Origin of the sequence: Methylobacterium carpenticola, assembly GCF_042748905.1 — a bacterium.
GTDB classification, from domain to species: Bacteria; Pseudomonadota; Alphaproteobacteria; order Rhizobiales; family Beijerinckiaceae; genus Methylobacterium; species Methylobacterium carpenticola.
The window spans coordinates 6,665,209-6,687,482 of sequence record NZ_JBHZEO010000001.1 but is presented as its reverse complement, the minus strand read 5'-3'; the positions used below and the strand labels follow the sequence as shown (position 1 = coordinate 6,687,482).

Genomic DNA, 22,274 nt, shown 5'->3' with positions numbered 1-22,274 from the left:
GTGCCGACCCTCTTCCGTTTCCTGGCCATCGTGGCGATCCTGGCCGGGATCGTCTTCGCGGCGATGTTCGCGCTGGCGACCTTCGTCGAACCGACGCCCCGGGAGATCACCGTGACGATCCCGAGTTCGAAGCTCCAGCCCGGTAACCGATGAGCCGGGGCGCGCAAGCCCGCGCGGGGCTGATGCAGCCCTATCTCGACATGCTGGCGGCCGAGCGCGGCGCCTCGCCGAACACCCTGGCGGCCTACCGACGCGACCTCGACGACTATCTCGCCCATCTGGGGGCGGAGGGGCTCGATCCGGCCGCGGTCGAGCCGCCCGTGGTGCGGGCCTACATGGCGGATCTCGACGCGCGGGGCCTCAAGGCCTCCTCGGCGGCGCGGCGCCTCTCCTGCATCCGCGGCTTCCACCGCTTCCTCTATGCCGAGGGCTACGCCCCCACGGATCCGACCGCCCCCGTCTCGGGGCCGAAGCGCGGGCAGGCCCTGCCCAAGGTGCTCTCCGTGGCGGAGGTCGACCGGCTGCTCGCCGTCGCCAAGGACGCGGTGGCGCAGGCGCCCCATGCCGGCGAGGCGGCCCGGGCCCAGCGCCTGCTCTGCCTGCTCGAACTCCTCTACGCCACGGGCCTGCGCGTCTCGGAACTCGTCTCCCTGCCGCGCAGCGCCGCCCTCACCAAGGAGCGCTACCTGATGGTGCGCGGCAAGGGCGGGCGCGAGCGGCTGGTGCCGCTCACCGAGGTGGCGCGCGCGGCGATGAGCGCGCATCTGGCGCATCTCACGGCGCCCGGCCCCTGGCTGTTCCCCGCCGACAGCGAGAGCGGCCACCTCACCCGGCAGGCCTTCGCGCGCGACCTCAAGGGGGTGGCCGCCGCGGCCGGCATCCGGGCGGACCGGGTGAGCCCGCACGTCCTGCGCCACGCCTTCGCCAGCCACCTGCTCCAGAACGGCGCCGACCTGCGGGTGGTGCAGGAGCTGCTCGGCCATGCCGACATCTCGACGACGCAGATCTACACCCACGTGCTCGACGAGCGCCTGAAGAGCATGGTGCGCGACCTCCACCCCCTCTCGGACGGGTGAGTTCCATGGGACCGATCCACGCCTTCCTCGCCGGGCAGGGCCGCGACGGGCGCGGGCGCCTCCTCGCCGAGGTGCTCGCCTTCGACGACCTGCGCATCGAGGCCGTGCACGACTTCATCCAGTGGTGCTTCCCGCTCCGCGAGGCCAGCCGGGCGGTGCCGGGCGCGCCGGTGCTCGGAGCCGGGGAGGCCGATGCGATCCGCGCCGATCCCGCGGCGCGGGCGGGGCTCGCGGCGGCGCGCGACCGGATGCGGCTGTTCTACGCCAGGACCGATGGCTGGCTCACCGCCCGCGACCACAACCACCTGCGCATCACCCGCATCCTCACCGCGCTCGGCGACCTCCTGGGGCCGGAGGAGGCCGAGGCCTTCCTCGCGGCCGTGCTCGCGCGGGATGCGGCGGCCGGCCACCCCGTGAACCGCGAGAGCGTCGCGTTCTGGAAACGGGCGGTGGCGTAGCGTCGGCTCGAATCGAGGATCGTCAGGGAGATCGGCCGCGATGGCGCATTGGCTCTTCAAGTCCGAGCCGTCCACCTGGAGCTGGGACCAGCAGGTGGCGGCGGGCGAGGCCGGCACGTTCTGGAACGGGGTGCGCAACCACCTCGCCAAGAAGCAGCTGCAGGCGATGCAGGTCGGCGAGCAGGGCTTCTTCTATCATTCGAACGAGGGCAAGGCGGTCGTCGGCATCGTCGCGGTGATCCGGAGCTACTACCCGGACCATACCGACGCGTCGGGCCGCTTCGGCATGGTCGACGTGAAGGCCGTGGAGGCCCTGCCGCGGCCCGTGACGCTCGACGCCATCAAGGCCGAGCCGCGCCTCAAGGACATGGTGCTGGTGAACAATTCCCGGCTCTCGGTGCAGCCGGTGACCGACGGCGAATGGGCCCTGATCCGGGCGATGGGGGGATTGTGAGGGCGAGCGGGTCCCTGCGCCGTGCGGCCGTGGCGGTGCTTCTCGCCATCGGCCTGTCGCCCGGAGCGCTCGCCCAGAAGGCGAAGCCCGCGCCGCGCCGCACGGCCGAGCCGGTGCTGACCTGCCTCGCGCTCGCCAATCTGCGCATCCTCCTGCACGACACCAAGGGCGATCCCGCCCTCGTGGCCGCCCTGTTCGCGCAGCCGCAGGCCGATCACCTCGGCTGCGCGATGACTCCTGCCGACCGCATCGCGGGCGTGGACGACCGGGTCACGATCGGCGGCACGCCCTATCTCTGCCTGAAGGTCAAGGACAGCAGCGTCTGCCGCTGGACGGAGGAGCGCTGAAGTCTCAGGCCATCCAGTAGGGATGCGCGTTGTAATAGCGGTGCACGTGCTCCTCCCAGGCGCGGTCGGAGGACGGGTCCTGCCCCTCGGCCGAGCGCTGGGGGGCGCCCCGCAGCTGCTCCTCGCTGAGGTCGATCTGGTAGGCGTCCATCTCCGGGTTGAAGTGCAGGGCGCTCCACGGGATCGTGTAGTAGCCCTCGCCGATCCCCAGGAAGCCTCCGAAGCTCATCACCGCGTAGACGACGCGGCCGGAGGTCTTCTCGATCATCAGGCGCTCGATCCGCCCGAGGCTGTCGCCGTTGGGGCGGCGCACGGCGGTGCCCTCGACGCGGTCGCTCGCGATCAGCGTGCTCGTCTCGTTGGTGGTGGTGCTGCCCATGTCGGAGCGGTCGCCCACGGTCGGTGCAACGGTGGTCATCGGGAGTCTCCTCGGGGTCTCCATCATTGCCCGAGCAACGCCGCGCCGGCCGGGCTGTTCCGGGCCGGGCCGGTTCCCGGCTGCTTGGCCGCGACGTCCCGCCGGTTTCGCCGCCGCGCGCCCCGGTCTAGCCTTCTCCCATGCCGATTCGCCCGCTCGCCCTCGCCCTGACGGCCCTCGCCCTGGCGCACCTCGCCCCGGCGTCCCTCGCCCTCTTGGCTCTGCCCGCCCGCGCCCAGGATCGCGGCACCCTCGACCCCAAGCCGCTGCCGCCGCTCGCCAATCCCGACGATCCGTCGACGCCCGCCAAGGCCCTGTTCGGGCGCGCCACCACGCCGGCGAGCCTGCCGCCGCAATCGATCGGCTCCTACGCCCGCGGCTGCGTGGCGGGCGCCGAGGCGCTGCCGATCGACGGGCCGAGCTGGCAGGTGATGCGCCTGTCCCGCAACCGGAACTGGGGGCACCCGCGCCTCGTCGCCTTCCTCGAGCGGGTCGCCGCCAAGGCCCCGGCCCGCGCGGGCTGGCCCGGCCTCCTCGTCGGCGACATGTCGCAGCCGCGGGGCGGCCCGATGCTCACCGGCCACGCCTCGCACCAGCTCGGCCTCGACGCCGATGTCTGGCTCACCCCGATGCCGGACCGCCGCCTGACCCGGGCCGAGCGCGAGGAGATGTCGGCGACCAACGTGGTGCGGACGGATCGGCGCGACATCGACCCGTCGGTCTGGCGGCCCGAGCACGGCCGGCTGATCCGGATGGTGGCCGAGCAGCCGGAGGTGGCCCGGATCTTCGTCAACCCGGCGATCAAGCTCGCCCTCTGCCGCGAGGCGGGATCGGACCGGCGCTGGCTCACCAAGGTGCGGCCGATGTACGGCCACAACTACCACTTCCATATCCGGCTCGAATGCCCCTCGGGCGAGCATGCCTGCAAGGACCAGGACCCGCCGCCCGCGGGCGACGGCTGCGGGTCCGAGCTCGATTACTGGTTCAGCGACGCAGTGCTGAACCCCAAGCCGGGCCCGAAGGGCAAGCCGCGCCCGCCGATGACCCTGGCGGCCCTGCCGGATGCCTGCCGGGCGGTGCTGAAGGCGCGCTGAGCATCGTTCGCCGAGCGGGGGAGGGGATTTACTCCGCGGCGCTGCGCACGCCGGTGCCGACCGGGCAGGCGACGCCGGTGCCGCCGAGGCCGCAATAGCCCGCCGGGTTCTTGGCGAGGTATTGCTGATGGTAGGCCTCCGCGAAGTAGAACGGGCCGGGATCGCGGATCTCGGTGGTGATCGGCCCGTAGCCCTGCGCCCGCAGGGCTTCCGCGTAGGCGTCGCGCGAGGCCTCGGCCTGCGCCCGGCGCTCCGCATCGGCGAGGTAGATCCCCGAGCGGTATTGCGTGCCGACATCGTTGCCCTGGCGCATGCCCTGCGTCGGGTCGTGGCTCTCCCAGAAGGTCTTGAGCAGCTCGGCGAAGGGCAGCGTGGCCGGATCGTAGGCGACGAGCACCACCTCGTTGTGACCGGTGAGGCCGGTGCAGACCTCCTCGTAGGTCGGGTTCGGGGTCGTGCCGGCGGCATAGCCCACCGCCGTGACCCAGATCCCGTCGCCGCGCTGCCAGAACTTGCGCTCGGCGCCCCAGAAGCAGCCGAGGCCGAACACGACGGTCTCGATCCCCTCCGGATAGGGGCCCTTCAGCGGGCGCCCGTTGACGAAGTGGCGCTCGGCGGTCGGGAGCGGCGTCGGGCGGCCGGGCAGGATCTGGTCGGGCGCCGGCATCTCGGCGCGCTTGCGGAAGAACAGCATCGGCTCGCTCCGTCTCGAACGTGTGTCGTCATGTTCGGCAACGGACGGGATATGGTTACGCGGGCGCTGCGGCTCCAGGGCCGGGGCTAAACCATCAGGGCCGCACCAGCGTCCCGATCCCGGTGCGCCGCGGCTGGCCGAGCCACAGGAACATCAGCCCGATCGCGAGCGCGATGGGGGCGGCCGGGGAGAGGGTGAGCGGCAGGCCGAGCATCTTCCACAGGGCCGGCTGGCTGCCCTCCGCCGCCGCCTGGAGGCTCGCGGCCCGGTCCTTCAGCAGGGCGAGGGCGAGGTCGCTCACCGAGGTGACGAGCAGCGCGTTGTTGGCGATCGACCGCGCCCCGTCATAGACGCAGCCGACGAAGCCCGCGGCGAGGAACAGGAGCCCGAGGATACGGGCCAGGAAGCGGATCATGCACGGCTCTCGTCTGGCGCGAACCGGAGTAGTGAGCCGACGCGCGGCGCGCAAGCGTGACGCCGCGCGGCCTTGATCGGCACCGCCCGCGCGTGCCAGGGCAGGCCGCGAAGCGGGGCCGAGCCGGGAGCGCGCATGAGCGATGGCGAGAGGCCGGCCGGGCGGCCGGACCTGGTGATCTTCGATTGCGACGGGGTGCTGATCGACAGCGAGCCGATCAGCCTCGCGCGGCTGACGGACAACCTCAACCGGATCGGGGTGCCGATCGACCTCGACACGGTGGCGCGCCGCTTCACCGGCACCAGCATGACCTCGATCATGGCCCATGTCGCCACCGATTACGGCGTGACGGCGCCGTCCGGCTTCGTGGACGAGGTCCGGGCCGACACCCTGCGGGCCTTCGAGGCGGAACTCACCGCGATCGCGGGGGCCGCGGAGGTGCTCGCGATCCTGCCGGACCGGCGCTGCGTGGCGTCGAGCAGCGATCCGGCCCGGCTGTCGCACGCCCTGACCCTCACCGGGCTCCTGCCGCTCTTCGGCGGCCACGTGTTCAGCGCCAGCATGGTGGCGCGGGGCAAGCCGTTCCCGGACCTCTTCCTCTACGCGGCCGAGCGGATGGGGGCGGATCCCGCCGCCTGCCTCGTCGTGGAGGACAGCGTGCCGGGCGTGCGCGCGGCGCGGGCGGCGGGCATGCGGGTGCTCGGCTTCTCCGGCGGTGGGCACTGGCGGCACGACCGCGCGGCGGCGGATCTCCTGGCGGCGGGCGCCGCCCTCGTCTTCGAGGATTTCCGGCGCCTGCCGGATCTCATCGCGGCCTGACGCGCCGGATACCATGCCCTGCCGCAAGGATCCGTTCTCCATGCCCCCGGGCGTCGGCGCGGCGGTCCGGTTGACTTAACGGGCCGCCGTCAACATCTCGGCATCAGCGCCACCCGCTCCCCGCCGGGCCCGAGGCCATCGGGGAGGGGCGTGACGGTCCAGATTGCCGAACCCGAGGGGCCGGGCCGTGTTGCCCCCTGTCCTGCCAGCGCCGGCTCGCCCGGCGAACGGAGCCACGCCGTGAGACTTCCCCGCATCGTCGCCTTCTCCGGCAATACCGGCCGCCCGTCCCGGACCCGGGTGCTGGTCGAAGCGATCGCCGCGGATCTCGCGCGCCAGCGGCGCATCGACCTCAAGGTCTTCGACCTCGTGGATGCCGGCCCCGGCATCGGCGTGACGAGTCGCGACGCGCTGCCCCTGCCGGCCGCCCGGATCATCGAGGCGATCGAGGGCGCGGACGGGCTGATCATGGGCTCGCCGGTCTACAAGGGCTCCTATTCGGGCCTGTTCAAGCACGTGGTCGATTTCCTGGCGCCCGAGGCCCTGGCCGGCAAGCCGGTGGCGATCGCCGCGACCGGCGGTGGTCCGCGCCACGCGCTGATGGTGGAGCACCAGCTGCGCCCGCTCTTCGGCTTCTTCACCGCCCACGTGGCGCCGACCGCGGTCTATGCGGGCGAGGCGGAGATCCAGGACGGCGTGGTGACGGACGAGCGCGTCGCCGCCCGGGTGACGGCGGCGGCGACGGAACTCGCGCATCTGCTCGACACCGCCGAGGCGGCCCGCAACGCCCGGACGCAGCCCCCGGCCGCGGCCGTGCTCTGATCCTCGGGGACCGCCCTCCTCACGTCCGGCGGATGGTCCGGGTGTCGTCGCGGGCTTCTGCGCCGGGGGGCAGGCCGGGACGGGGACCACGACCATCTCGCCGGCGTCAGCCCGCCGCCTCCGGGGCCCGCCTCAGCGCGCCATCGCGGCCCGCTCGCGGCGGCGCTCGATGGAGGAGGGAATGCGCAGGGATTCCCGGTACTTCGCCACCGTGCGGCGGGCGATGTCGACGCCCTCGCCGCGCAGGCGCTGCACGAGCGCGTCGTCCGACAGCACGTCGTCCGCCTCCGCGTCGATGAGCTGCTTGATGCGGTGGCGCACCGCCTCCGAGGAATGGGCCGCCGCGCCGGCCGCGCCGGGAATCGCCGCGGTGAAGAAGTACTTCATCTCGAAGGTGCCGCGGCTGGTGCCGATCGACTTGTTCGAGGTCACCCGCGAGACCGTGGATTCGTGCATGCCGATCGCGTCGGCCACCGTCTTCAGGTTGAGCGGGCGCAGATGCGCCACCCCGTTGAGGAAGAACCCGTCCTGCTGGCGCACGATCTCGCTCGCCACCTTCAGGATGGTGCGGGCGCGCTGCTCCAGGCTGCGGGTGAGCCAGTTGGCGGTCTGCAGGCAATCCGACAGGAAGGCCTTGTCGGTGTCGTTCTTCGCCCCGCGCGACACGGTGGCGTAGTAGCTCTGGTTGACGAGGACGCGCGGCAGCGCCTCGCTGTTCAGCTCCACCAGCCAGGACCCGTCCGGGGCCGGCCGCACGAACACGTCCGGCACCAGCACCTCGACGGGTCCGCCGCCGAAGGCCCGGCCGGGCTTCGGGTCGAGCTGGCGCAGCTCGGCGAGCATCTCGGCGAGATCCTCGTCGTCGACGCCGCAGAGGCGCCGCAGGGCCGCGAGGTCGCGCTTGGCCACGAGGTCGAGGCGCGAGACCAGCGCCTGCATGGCCGGGTCGAAGCGGTCGCGCTCGCGCAGCTGGATGCTCAGGCACTCGGCGAGGTCGCGGGCGCAGATGCCCGAGGGATCGAAGCCCTGCACGATGCCGAGCACCCGCTCGACCAAGGCGAGCCCGACGCCGAGCCGCTCGGCGAGACCGCCGAGATCCTCGCGCAGGTAGCCGGCCTCGTCCACGGCGTCGATCAGGAAGCCGCCGACCAGACGCTCCACCGGATCGCGCGTCGCGAGGTCGAGCTGGGAGGCGAGGTGGTCGTGCAGGGACGATTCGCTGGTGAGCGTCGCCTCGAAATCCGGGCTCTCCCCGTCGAAGCTGCCGCCCGCATTGCCCCAGGGCGCCGGGGTGAGCGATAGGCTGTCGCCGGAGGGCAATTCGCGGGCCGCCGGGCCGTCGTCGGGAAAGACGTTGTCGAGACGGGTGCCGAGGTCGCTCTCGATCTCCCCCCGGCTCGGGTTGAGGTCCTGAGCCAGCCAGCTCTCCGCCGCCTCGCCCTCGAACCCGCCTTCGCCGTCGAAGGATTCCGCGGCCGGCGCCTCGGTCGCCTCGCCCCGGGACTCCTCGACCTCCGCCCGCTCCAGGAGCGGATTGCGTTCGAGTTCGGCATCGACGTAGGCGGCGAGGTCGAGGTGGGAGAGCTGCAACAGCTTGATCGCCTGCAGGAGCTGCGGCGTCATCACCAGGGCCTGGCCCTGACGCATCTCGAGCCGTTGCAACAATCCCATCTGCCTGCCCCGGTGGTGCGCCCCGGGTTACATCCGGGTTCGGCACGATTTTTGCTTCGATTCGTCTATGCAGGTTTAAACCGATCGTGCGTGTCCGTCAAAGCAGACGGTTTTCCCCATCCACCGCCGATCGCACGACGCGAGAATGCGCCCGCCCGCGGCGGGGCGCCACCGTCACCATGCCGATGATGACGTTAAGGCAGGGGATTACAGGCGGAAATCCTCGCCGAGATACAGGCGGCGGACATCGTCGTTGGCGACGATCTCGTCGGGCGTGCCCTCGGTGAGGATGCGTCCGGAATGGACGATATAGGCGCGGTCGATGAGGCCCAGCGTCTCGCGCACGTTGTGGTCGGTGATCAGCACCCCGATGCCGCGGCCCTTGAGGTGCATCACGAGATCCTGGATGTCGCCCACCGCGATCGGGTCGATGCCCGCGAAGGGCTCGTCGAGCAGCACGAAGGAGGGCGAGGAGGCCAGCGCCCGGGCGATCTCGAGCCGCCGCCGCTCGCCGCCCGACAGGGCGATCGCGGGCGACTTGCGCAGTCGGGTGATGGTGAATTCCTCGAGCAGCGCGTCGAGGCGCCGCTCGCGGGTCTTGCGGTCGGGCTCCACCACCTCCAGCACCGCCCGGATGTTGTCCTCGACGTTGAGGCCGCGGAAGATCGAGGCCTCCTGCGGCAGGTAGCCGATGCCGAGCCGCGCCCGCTGATACATCGGCAGGCGCGTGATCTCGCGCCCATCGAGGCTGATGATGCCCCGGTCCGCCGAGACGAGGCCGGTGATCATGTAGAAGATCGTGGTCTTGCCCGCGCCGTTCGGCCCGAGCAGCCCCACCGCCTCGCCGGTCTGGACGGACAGGCCCGCCTCGTGCACCACGGTGCGGGCGCCGTAGCTCTTGCGCAGGCCGTGGACCGCCAGGATGCCGGCGCCGCCGAGGGCCTCGGCGGTCCCGTCCACGGCCGGCCGCGGTCGGGCGCGGCCGAACAGGCGCGCCAACCGGGAGAAGACCGGGACCGATTCGGCCCGGGGCGGCAGGACGGAGGACGACGTCAAACGGGGCGCTCTCTCGCTTCCACCGTGCCGGCCTCTCCGCCCCGAGCGGCCTCACCGATGATCGACCGGGTGTTAGCGGACCGGCCGACCGGCCGCAACGCGGCGCCGAAGCGCGGCCACCGGCCGCGCCGGCGGGGCTCACGCCTCGGCGGGCTTCGGACCGTCCTTGGCGGTTTCCTTGGGGCCGCCCTTCGAGACGCCGACCAGGGCCGGTCGCAGCACGCGGTCGCCGATCACGTAGCCGGTCTGCACCACCTGGACGACGGTGCCGTTGGCGACGTCGGGGTTGGGCACCTCGAACATCGCCTGATGCAGGTTCGGGTCGAAGCGCTGGCCCTGCGGCTCCACCGGGCGCACGCCGTGGCGCTCCAGGGACTTGGCGAGGTCGCGGCCGGTGAGCTCGATCCCGTCGAGGAGCGCCTTCAGGGCGCCCTCGGCCGTCTCGCGCTGGTCGGCCGGCACGCTGTCGAGGGCGCGGCGCACGTTGTCGGCCACGTTGAGCATGTCGCGGGCGAAGTTCGTCACCGCGTAGGTGCGGGCATCCGCCACCTCGCGCTCCGTGCGGCGGCGCAGGTTCTCCATGTCGGCGAGCGTGCGCAGAAGCTTGTCCTTGAGGTCGAGCTTCTCGGCTTCGAGGGCCGCCAGCGCATCCGCCTGCGAGGAGCGGGCAGGGGTGTCGGGCGCGCCGGCCGCATCCTGGGCCGGGTCCGCGGCCCCCTCGGGCAGCGGGCGCGCGGCAGTCTCCGTGTCGTTCGGCGTCATCGTCGTTCCACAACGAGGGATTGGGAAGGCGCTGATATCAGGTCTGGCAAGCCCGAAATCAAGCTTCGCCGCCGGCCGCGGCCTTCGGGCGGGCCGGTCCGGCCCGCTTCTGCGGCGTCCGGCCGGAGGCGCCATCGCCCTCGAACACGCCCATCACCGCCCGTCGGATCGTCGCCTGCCGGTCGGGCTGGGTGATCTTGGTGCCGGTGAGGTCGGTCACGTAGAACACGTCCACCGCCCGCTCGCCGAAGGTCGCCACATGCGCCGAGGTGATGTTGAGGTTGAGCCGGCTCAGCACCGTGGTGAGGTCGTAGAGCAGGCCCGGCCGGTCGAGGCCCGAGATCTCCAGCACCGTCTCGCGGGAGGACAGGGCGTTGTCGATCGAGAGGTCGGGCGCGACCTGGAAGGTGCGCGGCCGGTCCTTGCGCGGATGGCGGTCGGCGACGAGGTCGGCGATGCGGATCTCGCCCTTGAGCGCCCGTTCGATCGCCGTGGCGATGCGGCCGGCCCGGCGCATCTCGTCCTCGTCCTGGTCGAAGGCGCGCGAGAGGGTGATCGTGTCGAGGACGAAGCCGTCGGCGGTGGTGAAGATCTGCGCGTCCACGATGTTGCCGCCCGCCGCCGCGCAGGCCCCGGTGAGGATGGCGAGCAGCCGCGGGTGGTCCGGCGAGTAGACGGTGAGTTCGGTGATGCCCCGCGAGGCGTCCGTCTCGAAATGGGTGGCGACCTCGCGCTCCTCCGCCAGGGCCTGGCGGATGAAGCGGGCGTTCTTGATCTGGCGGGCCGCGTCGACCTTGAGCCAGTAGGGCGCGTAGAGCCGGGTCGCGTAGGCGTCGAACTCCTCGGCGCTCCAGTCGGCGAGCTGCTCGCGCAGGCGCATCTGCAGCAGGCGGACGCGGTCGGTGCGGGCGATCTCGGAATGGCCCCCCGAGAGCACCACCTCGGTCTCGTAGAACAGGGTGCGCAGGAGCGTCGCCTTCCAGGCGGTCCACACGCCCGGCCCCACCGCCTTGATGTCCGCCACCGTGAGCACGAAGAGGAGCTTCAGCCGCTCCAGGCTCTGCACCACGCCCGCGAAGGTCTCGATGGTCTTCGGGTCGGAGAGGTCGCGGCTCTGGGCGGTGATCGACATCAGGAGGTGGTGCTCGATCAGCCACGCCACGGTGGCGGTCTCGGCCGGCTCCAGGCCCAGGCGCGGCCCGAGCTTGCGGGCCACCGCGGCGCCCGCGATCGAGTGGTCCTCTTTGCGCCCCTTGGCGATGTCGTGCAGGAAGGTCGCCACGTAGAGGGCGCGGCGGTTGCGGATGGTGGCGCAGATCCGGTGCGCCACCGGATGCTCGTCCTTCGCCTCGCCGCTCTCGATCTTGGCCAGCACGCCGAGCGAGCGGATCAGGTGCTCGTCCACCGTGAAGTGGTGGTACATGTTGAACTGCATCATCGCGACGATGCGGCCGAAATCCGGCACGAAGCGCCCGAGCACGCCGGTCTCGTTCATGTGCCGCAGCACCGTCTCGGGGGCGTTCTGCGAGGTCAGCAATTCGAGGAACAGGCGGTTCGCCTCCGGGTCGACCCGCACCATCGGCCCGATCAGGCTGAGCGAGCGGGTGGCGAGCCGGCTCGCATCCGGGTGGATGGCGAGGTCGTGCCGGTCCGAGAGCCAGAACAGGCGGATCAGGTTGACCGGGTCGCGCTCGAAGGCGGCGTCGTCGCGCAGGTTCAGCCGGCCGTTGTCGATGCGGAAATCGTCCGCCTCGAGTTCGGGGGCGCTGAACCGCTCCTTGAGGCGCCCGAACCAGCGATTGAGCACCGGCGGGCGCTTGGTGTGGCGCGCCTCCATCTCGGCGCAGACGATGGCGGTGAGGTCGCCCACGTCCTTGGCGATCAGGAAATAGGATTTCATGAAGCGCTCGACGGCGGTCAGGCCGCCGCGCGGGGCGTAGCCGAGCCGCTCGGCGATGCGCGGCTGCAACCCGAAGGAGAGGCGCTCCTCGGCCCGGCCGGTGGCGAAGTGCATGTGGCAGCGCACCCGCCACAGGAATTCCTCGCAGCGGTCGAACAGCCGCAGCTCGTCCGCGGTGAACAGGCCGGCCTCGACCAGCTCCTCGGTCTCCTTCACCCGGAAGGTGTATTTGGCGATCCAGAACAGGGTGTTGAGGTCGCGAAGCCCGCCCTTGCCGTCCTTCACGTTCGGCTCGACGAGGTAGCGGGAGGCCCCCCCCTTCGAGACCCGCGTGTCGCGCTCCTTGAGCTTGGCCTCGACGAATTCCGCCGCCGTGCCCTGCACCACCTCCTTGTCGAAGCGGATGGCGAGTTCGTCGAACAGCGCCCGGTCGCCGAACAGGAAGCGGGCTTCGAGGAGCGCGGTGCGGATCGTCATGTCCGCGCGGCCCTCGCGCAGGCACTCCGCCACCGAGCGCGTGGCGTGGCCGACCTTCAGCTTGAGGTCCCACAGCACGTAGAGCATCGCCTCGACGACGCTCTCGCCCCAGGCCGTCTGCTTGTAGGGCAGCAGGAACAGGAGATCGATGTCGGAGCCCGGCGCCAGCGTGCCGCGGCCGTAGCCGCCCGTCGCCACCACGGCGATGTGCTCGCCCGCGGTCGGGTTGTCAGCCCGGTAGAGCCGCTTCACCACGGCCCCGTAGATCGCCTGCACCACCGCATCCATCAGGCCGCAGATCTCGCGGGCGCAGGCGAGCCCGTCGCGATGGGCCATCAGCCTGCGCTCGGCCTCGGCGCGCCCCTCCTCGATGATCCGGCGCAGGCCCGGGACCAGCCGCTCGCGCAGGCGGGTGGGGTCGCTCGCGGTCTGGTCGATGCTGGCGAGGAGCTGGGCGAGAGCGGCGGCTGTGTCGGGCATGCGGCCCCAGGGACGGGAGGAGGACGGGGAGGGACGAGACGGGATCCAGGCCGACGGTCGCCCGCACCCTGTCTATCCGGTGCCGCGCTTGCAATCCACAGGCCGCCTTCGGGGCGGCGGGCCCCTGCTTGCCCGCCCCGCCCTGGCGGTCCTGAGATCTCACCCTAGTCCTTGGCTTTGCCGCAGTTTCGTCGACGGCCCGGTTTCCCCTCCGGGGGGAAATGCTCTAAGCCACGCTCCCATAACCGACAGAGGAAACGCCATGGACGCCACCGCGCTTCGCGCCCTGCAGGCTCCGATCAAGGACCGCTACCGCACCGATCCCGAGGCGGCGGTCGTGACCCTGCGGGCGCAGGGCTCCCTCGACGACCAGGCGATCGCCTGCAAGGTCGAGACCGGCCGGGCGCTCGCGGTGGCGGGGCTGCACCCGGCGAGCGGCGGCTCGGGCGCCGAACTCTGCTCGGGCGACATGCTGCTCGAAGCCCTCGTCGCCTGCGCGGGCGTGACCCTGAAGGCGGTCGCGACGGCCCTGGAGATCGACCTGCGCAGGGGCGTGGTGACGGCCGAGGGCGACCTCGACTTCCGCGGCACGCTCGGCGTCGACAAGGGCGCACCGGTGGGCTTCCGGGCGATCCGGCTCGCCTTCGAGGTCGAGAGCGACGCCCCCCAGGAGAAGATCGACCAGCTCCTCAAGCTCACCGAGCGCTACTGCGTGGTCTACCAGACCCTCAACCACCGGCCGGCCCTCGACACCACCCTGACCCGGGCCTGACGCGGCCGGCGGGGCTGCGGCCCAGCTGACGCAGCGGCGGCCCCGCGTTGACTTCACCTTCGGCGATTCTTAGCTCTTCCAGGACCGGCCCGGGCGCAGCCAGCGCCATAAGGGCCGGCAGGCGAACCAACCGGAGGGAATCGATGCCAGGTTTTCGGGTGTCGGGGCGCGGCATGGATCTGGGGGAAGCCCTGCGGTCCCGCGTGGAGGAGCGGATGGCCGCGACTCTCGCCAAGTACTTCGACGGTGCCTATTCGGGCCATGTCGCCATCGGCCGCGAAGGGGGCGCCTACCGCACCGACTGCGTGCTGCACCTCACGTCCGGCATCACCCTCGAAGCCTCGGCCAGCGCCCACGACCCGCATGCGAGCTTCGACCAGACGGCGGACCGCATCGAGCGGCGCCTGCGCCGCTACAAGCACCGCCTGAAGACCCACGCGAACGGCGCCAAGCGCGAGGAGCCGGCCGTGCCCGTGCTGGAGGCGGCCTACTCGGTCTTCGAGGCTCCGGAGGACGACACGGGCGAGCACCCGCCGGTGATCGCCGAGAGCACGCGCGGCCTGCACCGCCGCTCGGTGAGCGAAGCTGTGGTTGAGCTCGATCTGACGGGTGCCCCCGTGCTGGTTTTCGTTCATGCTGGCACCGATCGGGTCAACGTCGTATATCGTCGGTCCGATGGCGCGATCGGCTGGATCGATCCGCCTGAACGCGGCACTCCGTGAGCGGGCAGAACCGGCCCACGGCTTGCCTCTGGTCCTGGGGAACGAGCGGGACCGTCACGTCCCGTCCATGAGGCAGCGGTGTCGATGCCATTGCTGGAATTTCTCAAGCCGGAGGCTGTCCTCCCGGCGCTGCGCGCGCCCGGCAAGAAACAGGTCCTGCAGGAGCTGGCGGCGCAGGCCGCCAAGCATCTGCCGGGCCTCGACGAGCGCGAAATCTTCGAGACGCTGCTGCAACGCGAGCGCCTCGGCTCCACCGGCATCGGGGAGGGGGTGGCGATCCCGCACGGCAAGCTGCCGGGGCTCGACCACCTCTTCGGCTTGGTCGCGCGGCTGGAGCGGCCGGTGGATTTCGAGGCCCTCGACGGCCAGCCGGTGGACATCGCCTTCCTGCTGCTCGCTCCCGAAGGGGCGGGCGCCGATCACCTGAAGGCCCTGGCCCGGGTGGCGCGCGTGCTGCGCGAGCCGGGGATCATCGATCGGATCCGGGCGGCGCGGGACGGAGATGCGCTCTACGCGCTCCTCACCCAGGCGCCGGCGCCGCGCGCGGCCTGACGGTCCTGCCCCGATGCGACATGTCCTGAGCCTCGCGGCTCTCGTCCTGCTCGCGGGGTCCACGGCGGCCTCCGCCGTGGACGGGACCTGCGCGCGCGATCTCCTGGTCGCGCAATCCTCCCAGCGCGTCGCCATCGACCGCCTGGACGCCCTCGGCGACAGCGAGGCCGACCGCTGTCGCGGCTGGCGTCAGCACGTCGACACGATGCGCCGGGCGGCCACGGTCTACGGGCGCTGCCTGACCGGCCAGGAGCGCGCGGACCGTCTCGCCCAGGTGCAGAGTTCGGAGCGCGAATTCGGCGAGCTGCTGCGCACCCGCTGCCGCGGGCGCTGAGCCGCATCCGGCGGCGCGGTCACCGCACCAGCGGCTCGGCCACGACCTTCAGGGGCCGGCCGCGGCTCATCAGCACGGCGGCGCGGGAATCCTCGGGATCGGTCTCGAAGCGGGTGCGTAGCCACGCGACCAGGAACTTCACGTATTCGGAGGCGAGGAGCCGCGCCGAGGCCGGATGATGCCACCACGCATCCGGATCGAACCCGTCATGAACGACAGGGTGCGGCACCACCCGGTTGCCGTCCGCCAGGGCGTGGCCGATCTCCAGGAGCGTCCGGGGCATGTGATAGTTCGAGGTCACCACCGCGACGCTGCGGAAGCCGTTCTCGCGCATCCAGCGCCGGGTCTCGATGGCGTTGCCGATGGTGTTGCGCGCCCGGTAGTCGAGGTCGACGCAGCAGGCGAAGAGGTGCTGCTGCCCGGGATTGAGCCGGGCGATCTCCTCCCGGCTGGTGCGCTCGTTGACCCCGCTGATGAGGAGGCGGCGGCCGTAGCCCGCCGCCAGGAGGTCGATCGCGTCGCCGATGCGCTGTGCCCCGCCGGTGAGCGCCACGATGCCGTCCGCATAGGCAAGCGGCGGCCGCTCGGTGCGGGCGAGGCAGGAGACGAAGGTCAGGAAGCCGATCCCGAGGACGATCCCTCCGGCCCCGCCGAGGGCGATCAGGATGACGGCGAGCCGCCGCCAGGATCCGCGGCCCGGGGGGGCGGAATCCGCCCCGGTCCGGTCCGGCTCGACCGCATCGGCGCTCCGCGAGTTCATTCCGCGCTTCATCCGCGACGCCATCCCAACGGGGTGAGCATAGTGCCGATTGCGGCGGGCCAGAGGCAACGGATCATCGGACGATTCGTTCAAGTCTGAACCGGTGAGGTTAATCGAGGAAGCGACGCACGGTCACCCGGGAGACGATCCCGGTCACGATCGAGGCGATGACGCCGATCAGCACCACGCTCGCATAGCCCCGCCAGCCGATCTCGAAGCCGCCGAACAGGGCCTCGATCTCGTCGCCCGCCGGACTCGCGCGCCAGAACCGGGCGAGCGTGCCGCCGAGCGCCAGCACGCCCAGGGCTGCCGCCGCCCCGATCGCGCCGCCGCGCAGGCCGAGGCGGAAGAAGCGGCGCTGGAACTCGCGGGCGATGAAGTCGTCGTCGGCGCCGACGAAGTGGAGCACCTCAACCACCTCCCGGTTGCCCGCCATGGCGCCGCGGGTGGCGAAGGTCACGGCGAGCCCAGTGGCGAGCAGCACCAGCGCGACGATGCCGACGCCCACCCCGACGAAGGTGTTGGCCATGGTGGAGAGGCGCGAGATCCACAGGGCGTGGTCGTCGAGGCTCGCCACGCCGGGCATCGCCTGGACGAGGCGCTGGCGCAGGCCCGGCAGGTCCGCGGAGGGGCCGCTCCCGGTGAGCCGGACGGTGATGAGGCGCGGCACCGGCAGGTCGCCGAGATCGAGGCCGCTGCCGAGCCAGGGTTCGAGCAGGCGCTCGGATTCGGTCTTCGACAGCGCCCGCGTGCCGGCGATGCCGGGGGTGTCGCGGGCGAGTTCCGTCGCCTTGGCGACGTCCGCCTCGGTGTCGCGGCCGGGGCCCGGCCGGATCTGGATCGTCACCTCGTTGGCGACGGCACCCTGCCACTGCGCGGCGCTCGACGCGACGATCTCGGCCGCCCCCGCGCAGAGGGCGGCGAGGAAGGTGAGGATCGCGATGACCGCCGCGAGCGCCCGGCTCGCGCTGCTGTCCGTGGGGACGAGGGGAGCGTTGCGGCGCAGGGCCGGGGGCAGTTCCTCCGCCTTCGGGGCCCGGGCGAGGGCGGCACCGTCAGCCATGCGGCACCTCCGGGGGAGTGGATCGGGCCGGGCCGGGGTCGGATCGCCGCATCCGCCTCACTCCTCGATCTGCAGGTGGCGGTCGCCCAGGACCAGCCGGCGCGCATCCACGAGATCCATCAGGGCGAAATCGTGGGTCGCGATCAGCACGGAGGTCCCGAGGCGGTTGAGTTCGATGAACAGGCGCAGGAGGCGCCGGCCGAGCTGGGGATCGACGTTGCCCGTGGGCTCGTCGGCGAGCAGCAGCTCGGGGCGGGCGATCAGCGCCCGGGCGATGGCGGCGCGCTGCTTCTCGCCGCCCGAGAGGAGGGGAGGGAGCACGTGCATGCGCTCGCCGAGCCCCACCCAGCGCAGCAGCTCCACCACTTCCGCCCGGTAGCTCGTCTCCGCCCGGCCCTGCACCCGCAGAGGCAGCGCGACGTTCTCGTAGGTGGTCAGGTGATCGAGCAGGCGGAAATCCTGGAACACCACGCCCATCCGCCGCCGCAGCCCGGTGAGCGCTTGGCTGGAGATGCCGCTCACCTCCTCGCCGAACACCGAGACGAGCCCGCGGCTCGGCTTCGCCGAGAGCAGGATCAGGCGCAGCAGCGTGGTCTTGCCCGCCCCCGATGGCCCGGTGAGGAACTGGAACGAGTGCGGGGCGATCGTGAAGCTGATGTCGCTCAGCACCTCCGGCCCGAGGCCGTAGCGCATGCCGACGTTCTCGAACCGGACGACGGGTTCCTCCATCCCGGACAGCAGGCTGTCGCCCGTCACCCTGTATGGTCCGGCTGCCATGCGCTTCCCATGCTTTCGTGGTCTCCCTGAGCCCCGGATCTTGCGCGGGGATTGCGCCGGATTTTCGCGCGGGCGTTGCACCCGCCGCCCGGACCGATCCGGCCTCGGCGGCTTTACCATGGCTTAACCCTGCCGCGGGAGGATCGGCGGGATCCGGCCCTCCGGGCGCTCGCCGTGATTCGCCATGCTGATCGTCTGCCCGTCCTGCGCCGCCGAATACCGGCTCGATCCGGAGCGCATCGGGCCGGGCGGACGCAAAGTGCGCTGCGCCGCCTGCCGCGAGTCGTGGTTCGTGGCCGCTCCCGCCGCGGCCGCGCCGGAGGTTCTGTCACCCCCCGGCGAGGCGGTGTTCACCGCGATCGACGCCCCGGTGCCCGTCACCGCCAAGCGGGCGGCGGCGCGCCCGCGGCGCGCGCAGCCGAATCTCACGCTTGTCGCGGCCGGCCTCTGCCTGTGCCTCGTCGCGGCCGCCCTCCTCGCCCGGGCCGGCATCGTGCGGGCGCTGCCCCAGACGGCGCGGCTCTACGCGGCGGTCGGCCTGCCGGTGAACCTGCGCGGCCTCGCCTTCCGCGACGTGGTGGCCTTCCAGGTTCCGGCCGAGGGGACCCGCGAGGGCCGGCTCGTGGTCGAGGGGGACGTGGTGAGCGCGGCCGGAGAGCCTCGTCCGGTGCCGCCGCTCGCCCTCGAATTGCGCGACGAGGCCGGACAGGTCGTCTATCGCTGGACCACGGAGGCGCCGCGCGCGCAGCTCGAGCCGGAGGACAGCGCGCGCTTCCGGGCCGAGCTCGCGGCGCCCCCCGCCCGCGGACGCCAGGTCCTGGTCCGATTCGCCGCGGTTGACACCGCGAAATCTCCGGTCAGCGTAGCGGATGCTTCCAAATCCGATGAATGAGGTCCGATGAACGCTCCCGCCATGCCCCGCGTCCGCGTCCTGTTCGAGGAGGCGGCCATCGCGCAGCGCAACGAGGAGATGGCGCGCGCCATCGCCGCAGAGCCCCTGCGGGATCTGCTGGTGGTGGCGGTCCTCAAGGGCAGCTTCATGTTCGCGGCCGACCTGATCCGGGCCCTGCACCGGGCCGGGCTCGCGCCCCAGGTCGAGTTCATCCACCTGTCGAGCTACCGCGCCGCGACCGTGTCCTCGGGTCAGGTGGCGATCCTGCGCGACGTGGAGAGCGAGGTGCGTGGGCGCGACGTGCTGCTGATCGACGACATCCTCGAATCCGGCCGCACCCTCGTCTACGCCAAGGACCTGTTGATGGCCCGCGGCGCCCGGCGCGTGCTGACCACCGTCCTCCTGGAGAAGCCCGGCAAGCGGGCGGTGTCGATCGACGCCGATTACGTGGGTTTCGTCTGCCCGGACGTCTTCGTGGTCGGCTACGGAATGGACGTGGCGCATGCATTCCGCCAGTTGCCCTTCGTCGGTCTCGTCGAGTACGACGAGGAGAAGCTTGACTCATCCGACCCCGACACGCCGCCCGCGGCCTGAGGAACCTTGGCCGCGAGACGGGCTTGACTCATCATTCCTTTGATACGGCGCGTCCGAGAGACGAAGGACCAAGAGACGAGGGACATGGCGACCATCCTGCTTGTCGACGACGAGGAGTCGATCCGGGGTTTCCTCAAGCGGGGTCTTGAGATGGACGGGCATGTGGTCGTCACGGCGGTCGACGGCAGCGACGGGCTCGACCGGCTCACCGAGGTCGACGGCGCCTTCGACCTGATGCTGACCGACATCCGCATGCCGCTGATGGACGGCATCGCCCTGGCGCTCGCCGCCAAGCGCGATTACCCGGCCCTCACGATCATGCTGATGACGGGTTTCGCCGATCAGCGCGAGCGTGCCCGCGGGCTCGACGCGATCGTCTCCGACGTGCTGACGAAGCCGTTCTCCCTCGCGGACATGCGCGCGAGCGTGCGCCGGGTGCTGGCCGCGGAGGCCCGCTGCGCGGGCTGAGCGGCCGCTCGCCCGCGCGTCATACGGTTTCCGGATGATCGCTTCGCGATGCGGAAACCGGCCTCGCTCAGGCGCCGCGCGGGCTCGTGATACGGTTTCCGAAAGTGATCGTCCGGAAACCGTATCAGACCTCCTCGCGCAGGCTCCGCCGGATGATCTTCCCCGTCGTGGTGAGCGGCAGGCTCTGCCGGAAGGCGATCTCGCGCGGGTATTCGTGCGCGGAGAGATGCTGGCGCACGAAGGCCTGGATCTCCGCCGCGAGGGCGTCGGAGGCGGCGTGGCCGGGCCGCAGCACCACGAAGGCCTTCACGATCTCGGTGCGCACGGGGTCGGGCTTGCCCACCGCGGCGGCCAAAGCCACGGCCGGGTGGCGCAGGAGGCAATCCTCGATCTCGCCCGGCCCGATCCGGTAGCCCGACGAGGTGATGACGTCGTCGTCGCGCCCGACGAAGTGGACGTAGCCGTCCGCATCGACCCGGCCCTGGTCTCCGGTCGTCATCCAGTCACCGAGGAACTTGGCCTCGGTCGCCGCCGGATCGCGCCAGTAGCCGAGGAACATCACCGGATCGGGGCGCGCCACCGCGATCTGGCCGATCTCGTCCACCGCGGCCGGCGTGCCGTCCGGGCGGATCACCGCCACCCGGTGGCCCGGGACCGGCTTGCCGGTGGAGCCCGCCCGGGCCAGGCCCAGGGCCGCCGAGGCCGCGAGGACGAGGTTGCACTCGGTCTGGCCGTAGGCCTCGTTGACCGTGAGCCCCAGCACCTCGCGCGCCCACCCGAAGGTCTCCGGCCCCAGCATCTCCCCGGCCGAGGCGAGGGTGCGCAGACCCGACAGGGCGAAGCGCTCGCGCGGGCGCTCCACGGTGCGCAGCATGCGCAGGGCGGTCGGGGGCACGAAGGCGTTGGCGACGGAGAGATCCGCGATCAGGCGGAACGCCTCCTCGGGCTCGAACTTCTCGAATTTGCGCGCCACCACCGCGACCCCGTGGTGCAGGCTCGGCAGGAGCGCGTTCAGGAGGCCGCCGGCCCAGGCCCAGTCGGCGGGCGTCCACATCCGGTCGCCGGGCCGCGGCATGAAGTCGTGCATCATGGCGAAACCCGGCAGATGGCCGAGCAGCACCCGGTGACCGTGCAGGGCCCCCTTCGGCGGCCCCGTCGTGCCGGAGGTGTAGATCATCAGCGCCGGATCGTCCGGCCCCGTCGCGACGGGCGCGAAATCCGGCGCGCCGCCGGCGAGGAGGTCGGCGAAGCCCAGCGCCCCGGCTTGCGCCCCGTCCGTCGAGACGAGGAGGGTGAGATCCGGGAGGGCGTCGCGCAGGGGCGCGAGCTTCGCGAGCCCGCCCGCATGGGTCACGACCGCCCGCGCGCCCGCATCGCCGAGGCGGTGGAGCAGCGCGTCGGGCCCGAACACCACGGCGAGCGGCAGCGCCACGGCGCCGAGCTTGTAGAGGGCGAGATGCGCGATCAGGACGGCGGGGGATTGCGGCAGCAGCACCGCCACCCGGTCGCCCCGGGCGATGCCCTGGGCGCGCAGCGCGTTCGCGAAGCGGTTCGACGCCTCGCGCAGGGCCGCGAAGGTCCAAGTCTCGACCCGACCGTCCGGCGCGACGTCCAGGAGCGCCGGGCGCTGCGGATCGGCCGCCGCCCAGCGGTCGCAGACATCGACCGCGATGTTGTAGCGCTCCGGGATCCGCCAGCGGAACCCGGAGCGGAACGCCTCGTAAGTCGCCGGTGCGCTCACGCCTCGCGCGCCGGGAAGACGCCCTCGAAGGCGAAGTCGCCGATCGGATGCCGGCCGTTCGGCGTCTCGCGGGCGCGCTGCTCCTCCGGCAGGGTCGCCGGATCGGCCTTGCGGCCCACCGCGAAGGCGGCCTCGACCCGGTGATGCGGCGGCAGGTTGAGCACGGCGGGGGCCCGGTCCTTGTCGAAGCCGGTCATGCCGTGGGCGTGGAGGCCCAGCTTGACGGCTTGGAGCTGGAACAGGGCCGAGGCGGTGCCGGCGTCGAAGGAGGCGCTCCAGGAGGGCTGCAGCCCGTCCTTGGTGTTCATCATCTGGTTCGAGACGAGGAACAGGAGCGCGCCCGCATGCTTCACCCAGCCCTGGTTGAAGGGCACGAGCAGGTCGAAGAGCGGGCCCCATTGGGGCGTGTCGCGCCGGGCGTAGATGAAGCGCCAGGGCTGCGAGTTGTAGGAGGAGGGCGCCCAGCGCGCGGCCTCGATCATCGTCAGGAGATCGGCCTCGCTCACCGCCTCGCCCGTGAAGGCGCGCGGCGACCAGCGCTCCAGGAACTGCGGATCGATCGGGTGATCGGCGGTGCGGGAATTGGCTGACGTCACGGGACCCTCCGGAACGGACGGGCCTTCCTGCCAGCCCACCGCATCATTGTCACGCTCGCC

27 protein-coding genes are annotated in these 22,274 nt (G+C 71.9%); 15 read left to right on the top strand and 12 right to left on the bottom strand.

What is annotated here, in order from left to right:
- Genes ACE101_RS30955 through ACE101_RS30935 form a run of 5 tightly spaced genes read left to right on the top strand, consistent with a single transcriptional unit; the run spans position 1 to position 2,335 of the window.
- Positions 1–153: a histidine kinase gene (locus tag ACE101_RS30955; protein ID WP_379138246.1), complete on the top strand. Its 153-nt coding sequence runs from the start codon at positions 1–3 to the stop codon at positions 151–153.
- Complete coding sequence (locus ACE101_RS30950) at positions 150–1,076, top strand: site-specific tyrosine recombinase XerD (protein WP_379138243.1); 927 nt, start codon at positions 150–152, stop codon at positions 1,074–1,076. Before ACE101_RS30955 ends, ACE101_RS30950 begins: the two co-directional genes overlap by 4 nt.
- A 5-nt stretch (positions 1,077–1,081) precedes the next feature.
- Positions 1,082–1,534 carry an opioid growth factor receptor-related protein gene (locus tag ACE101_RS30945; protein WP_379138240.1) on the top strand — a complete coding sequence of 151 codons (453 nt, stop codon included), beginning with the start codon at positions 1,082–1,084 and terminating at the stop codon, positions 1,532–1,534.
- Between the two features lie 40 nt (positions 1,535–1,574).
- The gene (locus ACE101_RS30940; protein ID WP_379138239.1) at positions 1,575–1,988 is read left to right on the top strand and encodes an EVE domain-containing protein; all 414 of its coding nucleotides are present in this window, start codon (positions 1,575–1,577) and stop codon (positions 1,986–1,988) included.
- A gap of 29 nt (positions 1,989–2,017) precedes the next feature.
- A complete protein-coding gene (locus ACE101_RS30935; protein WP_379138236.1) occupies positions 2,018–2,335 on the top strand; it encodes a hypothetical protein in 318 nt (105 codons plus the stop codon).
- Positions 2,336–2,339: 4 nt separating this feature from the next.
- Here ACE101_RS30935 and ACE101_RS30930 read toward each other — a convergent pair whose 3' ends face one another.
- Entirely contained in the window at positions 2,340–2,714 is a 375-nt protein-coding gene (locus ACE101_RS30930) for a PRC-barrel domain-containing protein (protein ID WP_379139059.1), read from the bottom strand.
- A gap of 179 nt (positions 2,715–2,893) precedes the next feature.
- Here ACE101_RS30930 and mepA point away from each other — a divergent pair, with 179 nt between their 5' ends.
- Complete coding sequence (gene mepA / locus ACE101_RS30925; protein WP_379138234.1) at positions 2,894–3,847, top strand: penicillin-insensitive murein endopeptidase; 954 nt, start codon at positions 2,894–2,896, stop codon at positions 3,845–3,847.
- Between the two features lie 28 nt (positions 3,848–3,875).
- Here mepA and msrA read toward each other — a convergent pair whose 3' ends face one another.
- Both msrA and ACE101_RS30915 read right to left on the bottom strand, forming a co-directional pair.
- The gene (msrA, locus tag ACE101_RS30920) at positions 3,876–4,541 is read right to left on the bottom strand and encodes a peptide-methionine (S)-S-oxide reductase MsrA (RefSeq protein WP_379138231.1); all 666 of its coding nucleotides are present in this window, start codon (positions 4,539–4,541) and stop codon (positions 3,876–3,878) included.
- A 94-nt stretch (positions 4,542–4,635) separates the two neighbouring features.
- On the bottom strand, positions 4,636–4,956 hold the full coding sequence (locus tag ACE101_RS30915; RefSeq protein ID WP_379138228.1) for a PetM family of cytochrome b6f complex subunit 7: 321 nt from the start codon (positions 4,954–4,956) through the stop codon (positions 4,636–4,638).
- 135 nt (positions 4,957–5,091) lie between these two features.
- Between ACE101_RS30915 and ACE101_RS30910 the strand changes: the two genes are divergently transcribed.
- Positions 5,092–5,775 carry an HAD family hydrolase gene (locus ACE101_RS30910; protein ID WP_379138225.1) on the top strand — a complete coding sequence of 228 codons (684 nt, stop codon included), beginning with the start codon at positions 5,092–5,094 and terminating at the stop codon, positions 5,773–5,775.
- 240 nt (positions 5,776–6,015) lie between these two features.
- Positions 6,016–6,597, top strand: coding sequence for an FMN reductase (gene msuE, locus ACE101_RS30905; RefSeq protein WP_379138224.1), 582 nt, complete (start codon positions 6,016–6,018; stop codon positions 6,595–6,597).
- A 132-nt stretch (positions 6,598–6,729) separates the two neighbouring features.
- Here msuE and rpoN read toward each other — a convergent pair whose 3' ends face one another.
- The 4 genes from rpoN to ACE101_RS30885 all read right to left on the bottom strand — a co-directional run bounded on the left by rpoN (position 6,730) and on the right by ACE101_RS30885 (position 12,988).
- A complete protein-coding gene (gene rpoN / locus ACE101_RS30900) occupies positions 6,730–8,268 on the bottom strand; it encodes an RNA polymerase factor sigma-54 (RefSeq protein ID WP_379138222.1) in 1,539 nt (512 codons plus the stop codon).
- 207 nt (positions 8,269–8,475) lie between these two features.
- The gene (gene lptB / locus ACE101_RS30895; protein WP_379138219.1) at positions 8,476–9,324 is read right to left on the bottom strand and encodes an LPS export ABC transporter ATP-binding protein; all 849 of its coding nucleotides are present in this window, start codon (positions 9,322–9,324) and stop codon (positions 8,476–8,478) included.
- Positions 9,325–9,462: 138 nt separating this feature from the next.
- On the bottom strand, positions 9,463–10,086 hold the full coding sequence (gene grpE, locus ACE101_RS30890; RefSeq protein ID WP_379138218.1) for a nucleotide exchange factor GrpE: 624 nt from the start codon (positions 10,084–10,086) through the stop codon (positions 9,463–9,465).
- Positions 10,087–10,144: 58 nt separating this feature from the next.
- On the bottom strand, positions 10,145–12,988 hold the full coding sequence (locus tag ACE101_RS30885; RefSeq protein WP_502361939.1) for a [protein-PII] uridylyltransferase: 2,844 nt from the start codon (positions 12,986–12,988) through the stop codon (positions 10,145–10,147).
- A 217-nt stretch (positions 12,989–13,205) separates the two neighbouring features.
- Here ACE101_RS30885 and ACE101_RS30880 point away from each other — a divergent pair, with 217 nt between their 5' ends.
- The 4 genes from ACE101_RS30880 (at position 13,206) to ACE101_RS30865 (ending at position 15,323) form a co-directional block, all read left to right on the top strand.
- On the top strand, positions 13,206–13,715 hold the full coding sequence (locus ACE101_RS30880) for an OsmC family protein (RefSeq protein ID WP_379138213.1): 510 nt from the start codon (positions 13,206–13,208) through the stop codon (positions 13,713–13,715).
- Between the two features lie 143 nt (positions 13,716–13,858).
- On the top strand, positions 13,859–14,437 hold the full coding sequence (hpf, locus tag ACE101_RS30875; protein WP_379138210.1) for a ribosome hibernation-promoting factor, HPF/YfiA family: 579 nt from the start codon (positions 13,859–13,861) through the stop codon (positions 14,435–14,437).
- Between the two features lie 84 nt (positions 14,438–14,521).
- Positions 14,522–14,989 (top strand): PTS IIA-like nitrogen regulatory protein PtsN, encoded by a 468-nt coding sequence (gene ptsN, locus ACE101_RS30870; protein WP_379139056.1) that lies wholly within the window; start codon positions 14,522–14,524, stop codon positions 14,987–14,989.
- A gap of 13 nt (positions 14,990–15,002) precedes the next feature.
- On the top strand, positions 15,003–15,323 hold the full coding sequence (locus tag ACE101_RS30865; RefSeq protein ID WP_379138208.1) for a hypothetical protein: 321 nt from the start codon (positions 15,003–15,005) through the stop codon (positions 15,321–15,323).
- 19 nt (positions 15,324–15,342) lie between these two features.
- Here the strand turns inward: ACE101_RS30865 and ACE101_RS30860 are convergent, their stop codons facing one another.
- The 3 genes from ACE101_RS30860 to ftsE all read right to left on the bottom strand — a co-directional run bounded on the left by ACE101_RS30860 (position 15,343) and on the right by ftsE (position 17,923).
- Positions 15,343–16,083, bottom strand: coding sequence for a YdcF family protein (locus ACE101_RS30860; RefSeq protein WP_379138206.1), 741 nt, complete (start codon positions 16,081–16,083; stop codon positions 15,343–15,345).
- 109 nt (positions 16,084–16,192) lie between these two features.
- Positions 16,193–17,146, bottom strand: coding sequence for a cell division protein FtsX (locus ACE101_RS30855; protein ID WP_379138203.1), 954 nt, complete (start codon positions 17,144–17,146; stop codon positions 16,193–16,195).
- 57 nt (positions 17,147–17,203) lie between these two features.
- On the bottom strand, positions 17,204–17,923 hold the full coding sequence (gene ftsE, locus ACE101_RS30850) for a cell division ATP-binding protein FtsE (RefSeq protein WP_379138201.1): 720 nt from the start codon (positions 17,921–17,923) through the stop codon (positions 17,204–17,206).
- Positions 17,924–18,107: 184 nt separating this feature from the next.
- Here ftsE and ACE101_RS30845 point away from each other — a divergent pair, with 184 nt between their 5' ends.
- From ACE101_RS30845 to ACE101_RS30835, 3 genes are all read left to right on the top strand, one after another.
- Complete coding sequence (locus ACE101_RS30845) at positions 18,108–18,815, top strand: zinc-ribbon domain-containing protein (protein WP_379138198.1); 708 nt, start codon at positions 18,108–18,110, stop codon at positions 18,813–18,815.
- Between the two features lie 6 nt (positions 18,816–18,821).
- A complete protein-coding gene (gene hpt, locus ACE101_RS30840) occupies positions 18,822–19,409 on the top strand; it encodes a hypoxanthine phosphoribosyltransferase (RefSeq protein ID WP_379138196.1) in 588 nt (195 codons plus the stop codon).
- An 84-nt stretch (positions 19,410–19,493) separates the two neighbouring features.
- Positions 19,494–19,877, top strand: a complete 384-nt coding sequence (locus ACE101_RS30835) for a response regulator (RefSeq protein ID WP_379138193.1) — start codon at positions 19,494–19,496, stop codon at positions 19,875–19,877.
- Between the two features lie 124 nt (positions 19,878–20,001).
- Here the strand turns inward: ACE101_RS30835 and ACE101_RS30830 are convergent, their stop codons facing one another.
- Together ACE101_RS30830 and ACE101_RS30825 are read right to left on the bottom strand one after the other, a co-directional pair.
- Positions 20,002–21,618 carry an AMP-binding protein gene (locus ACE101_RS30830; RefSeq protein WP_379138190.1) on the bottom strand — a complete coding sequence of 539 codons (1,617 nt, stop codon included), beginning with the start codon at positions 21,616–21,618 and terminating at the stop codon, positions 20,002–20,004.
- Positions 21,615–22,214, bottom strand: coding sequence for a nitroreductase family protein (locus ACE101_RS30825; protein WP_379138187.1), 600 nt, complete (start codon positions 22,212–22,214; stop codon positions 21,615–21,617). The genes ACE101_RS30830 and ACE101_RS30825 overlap by 4 nt, the downstream gene beginning before the upstream one ends.
- Positions 22,215–22,274 lie beyond the last annotated feature (60 nt).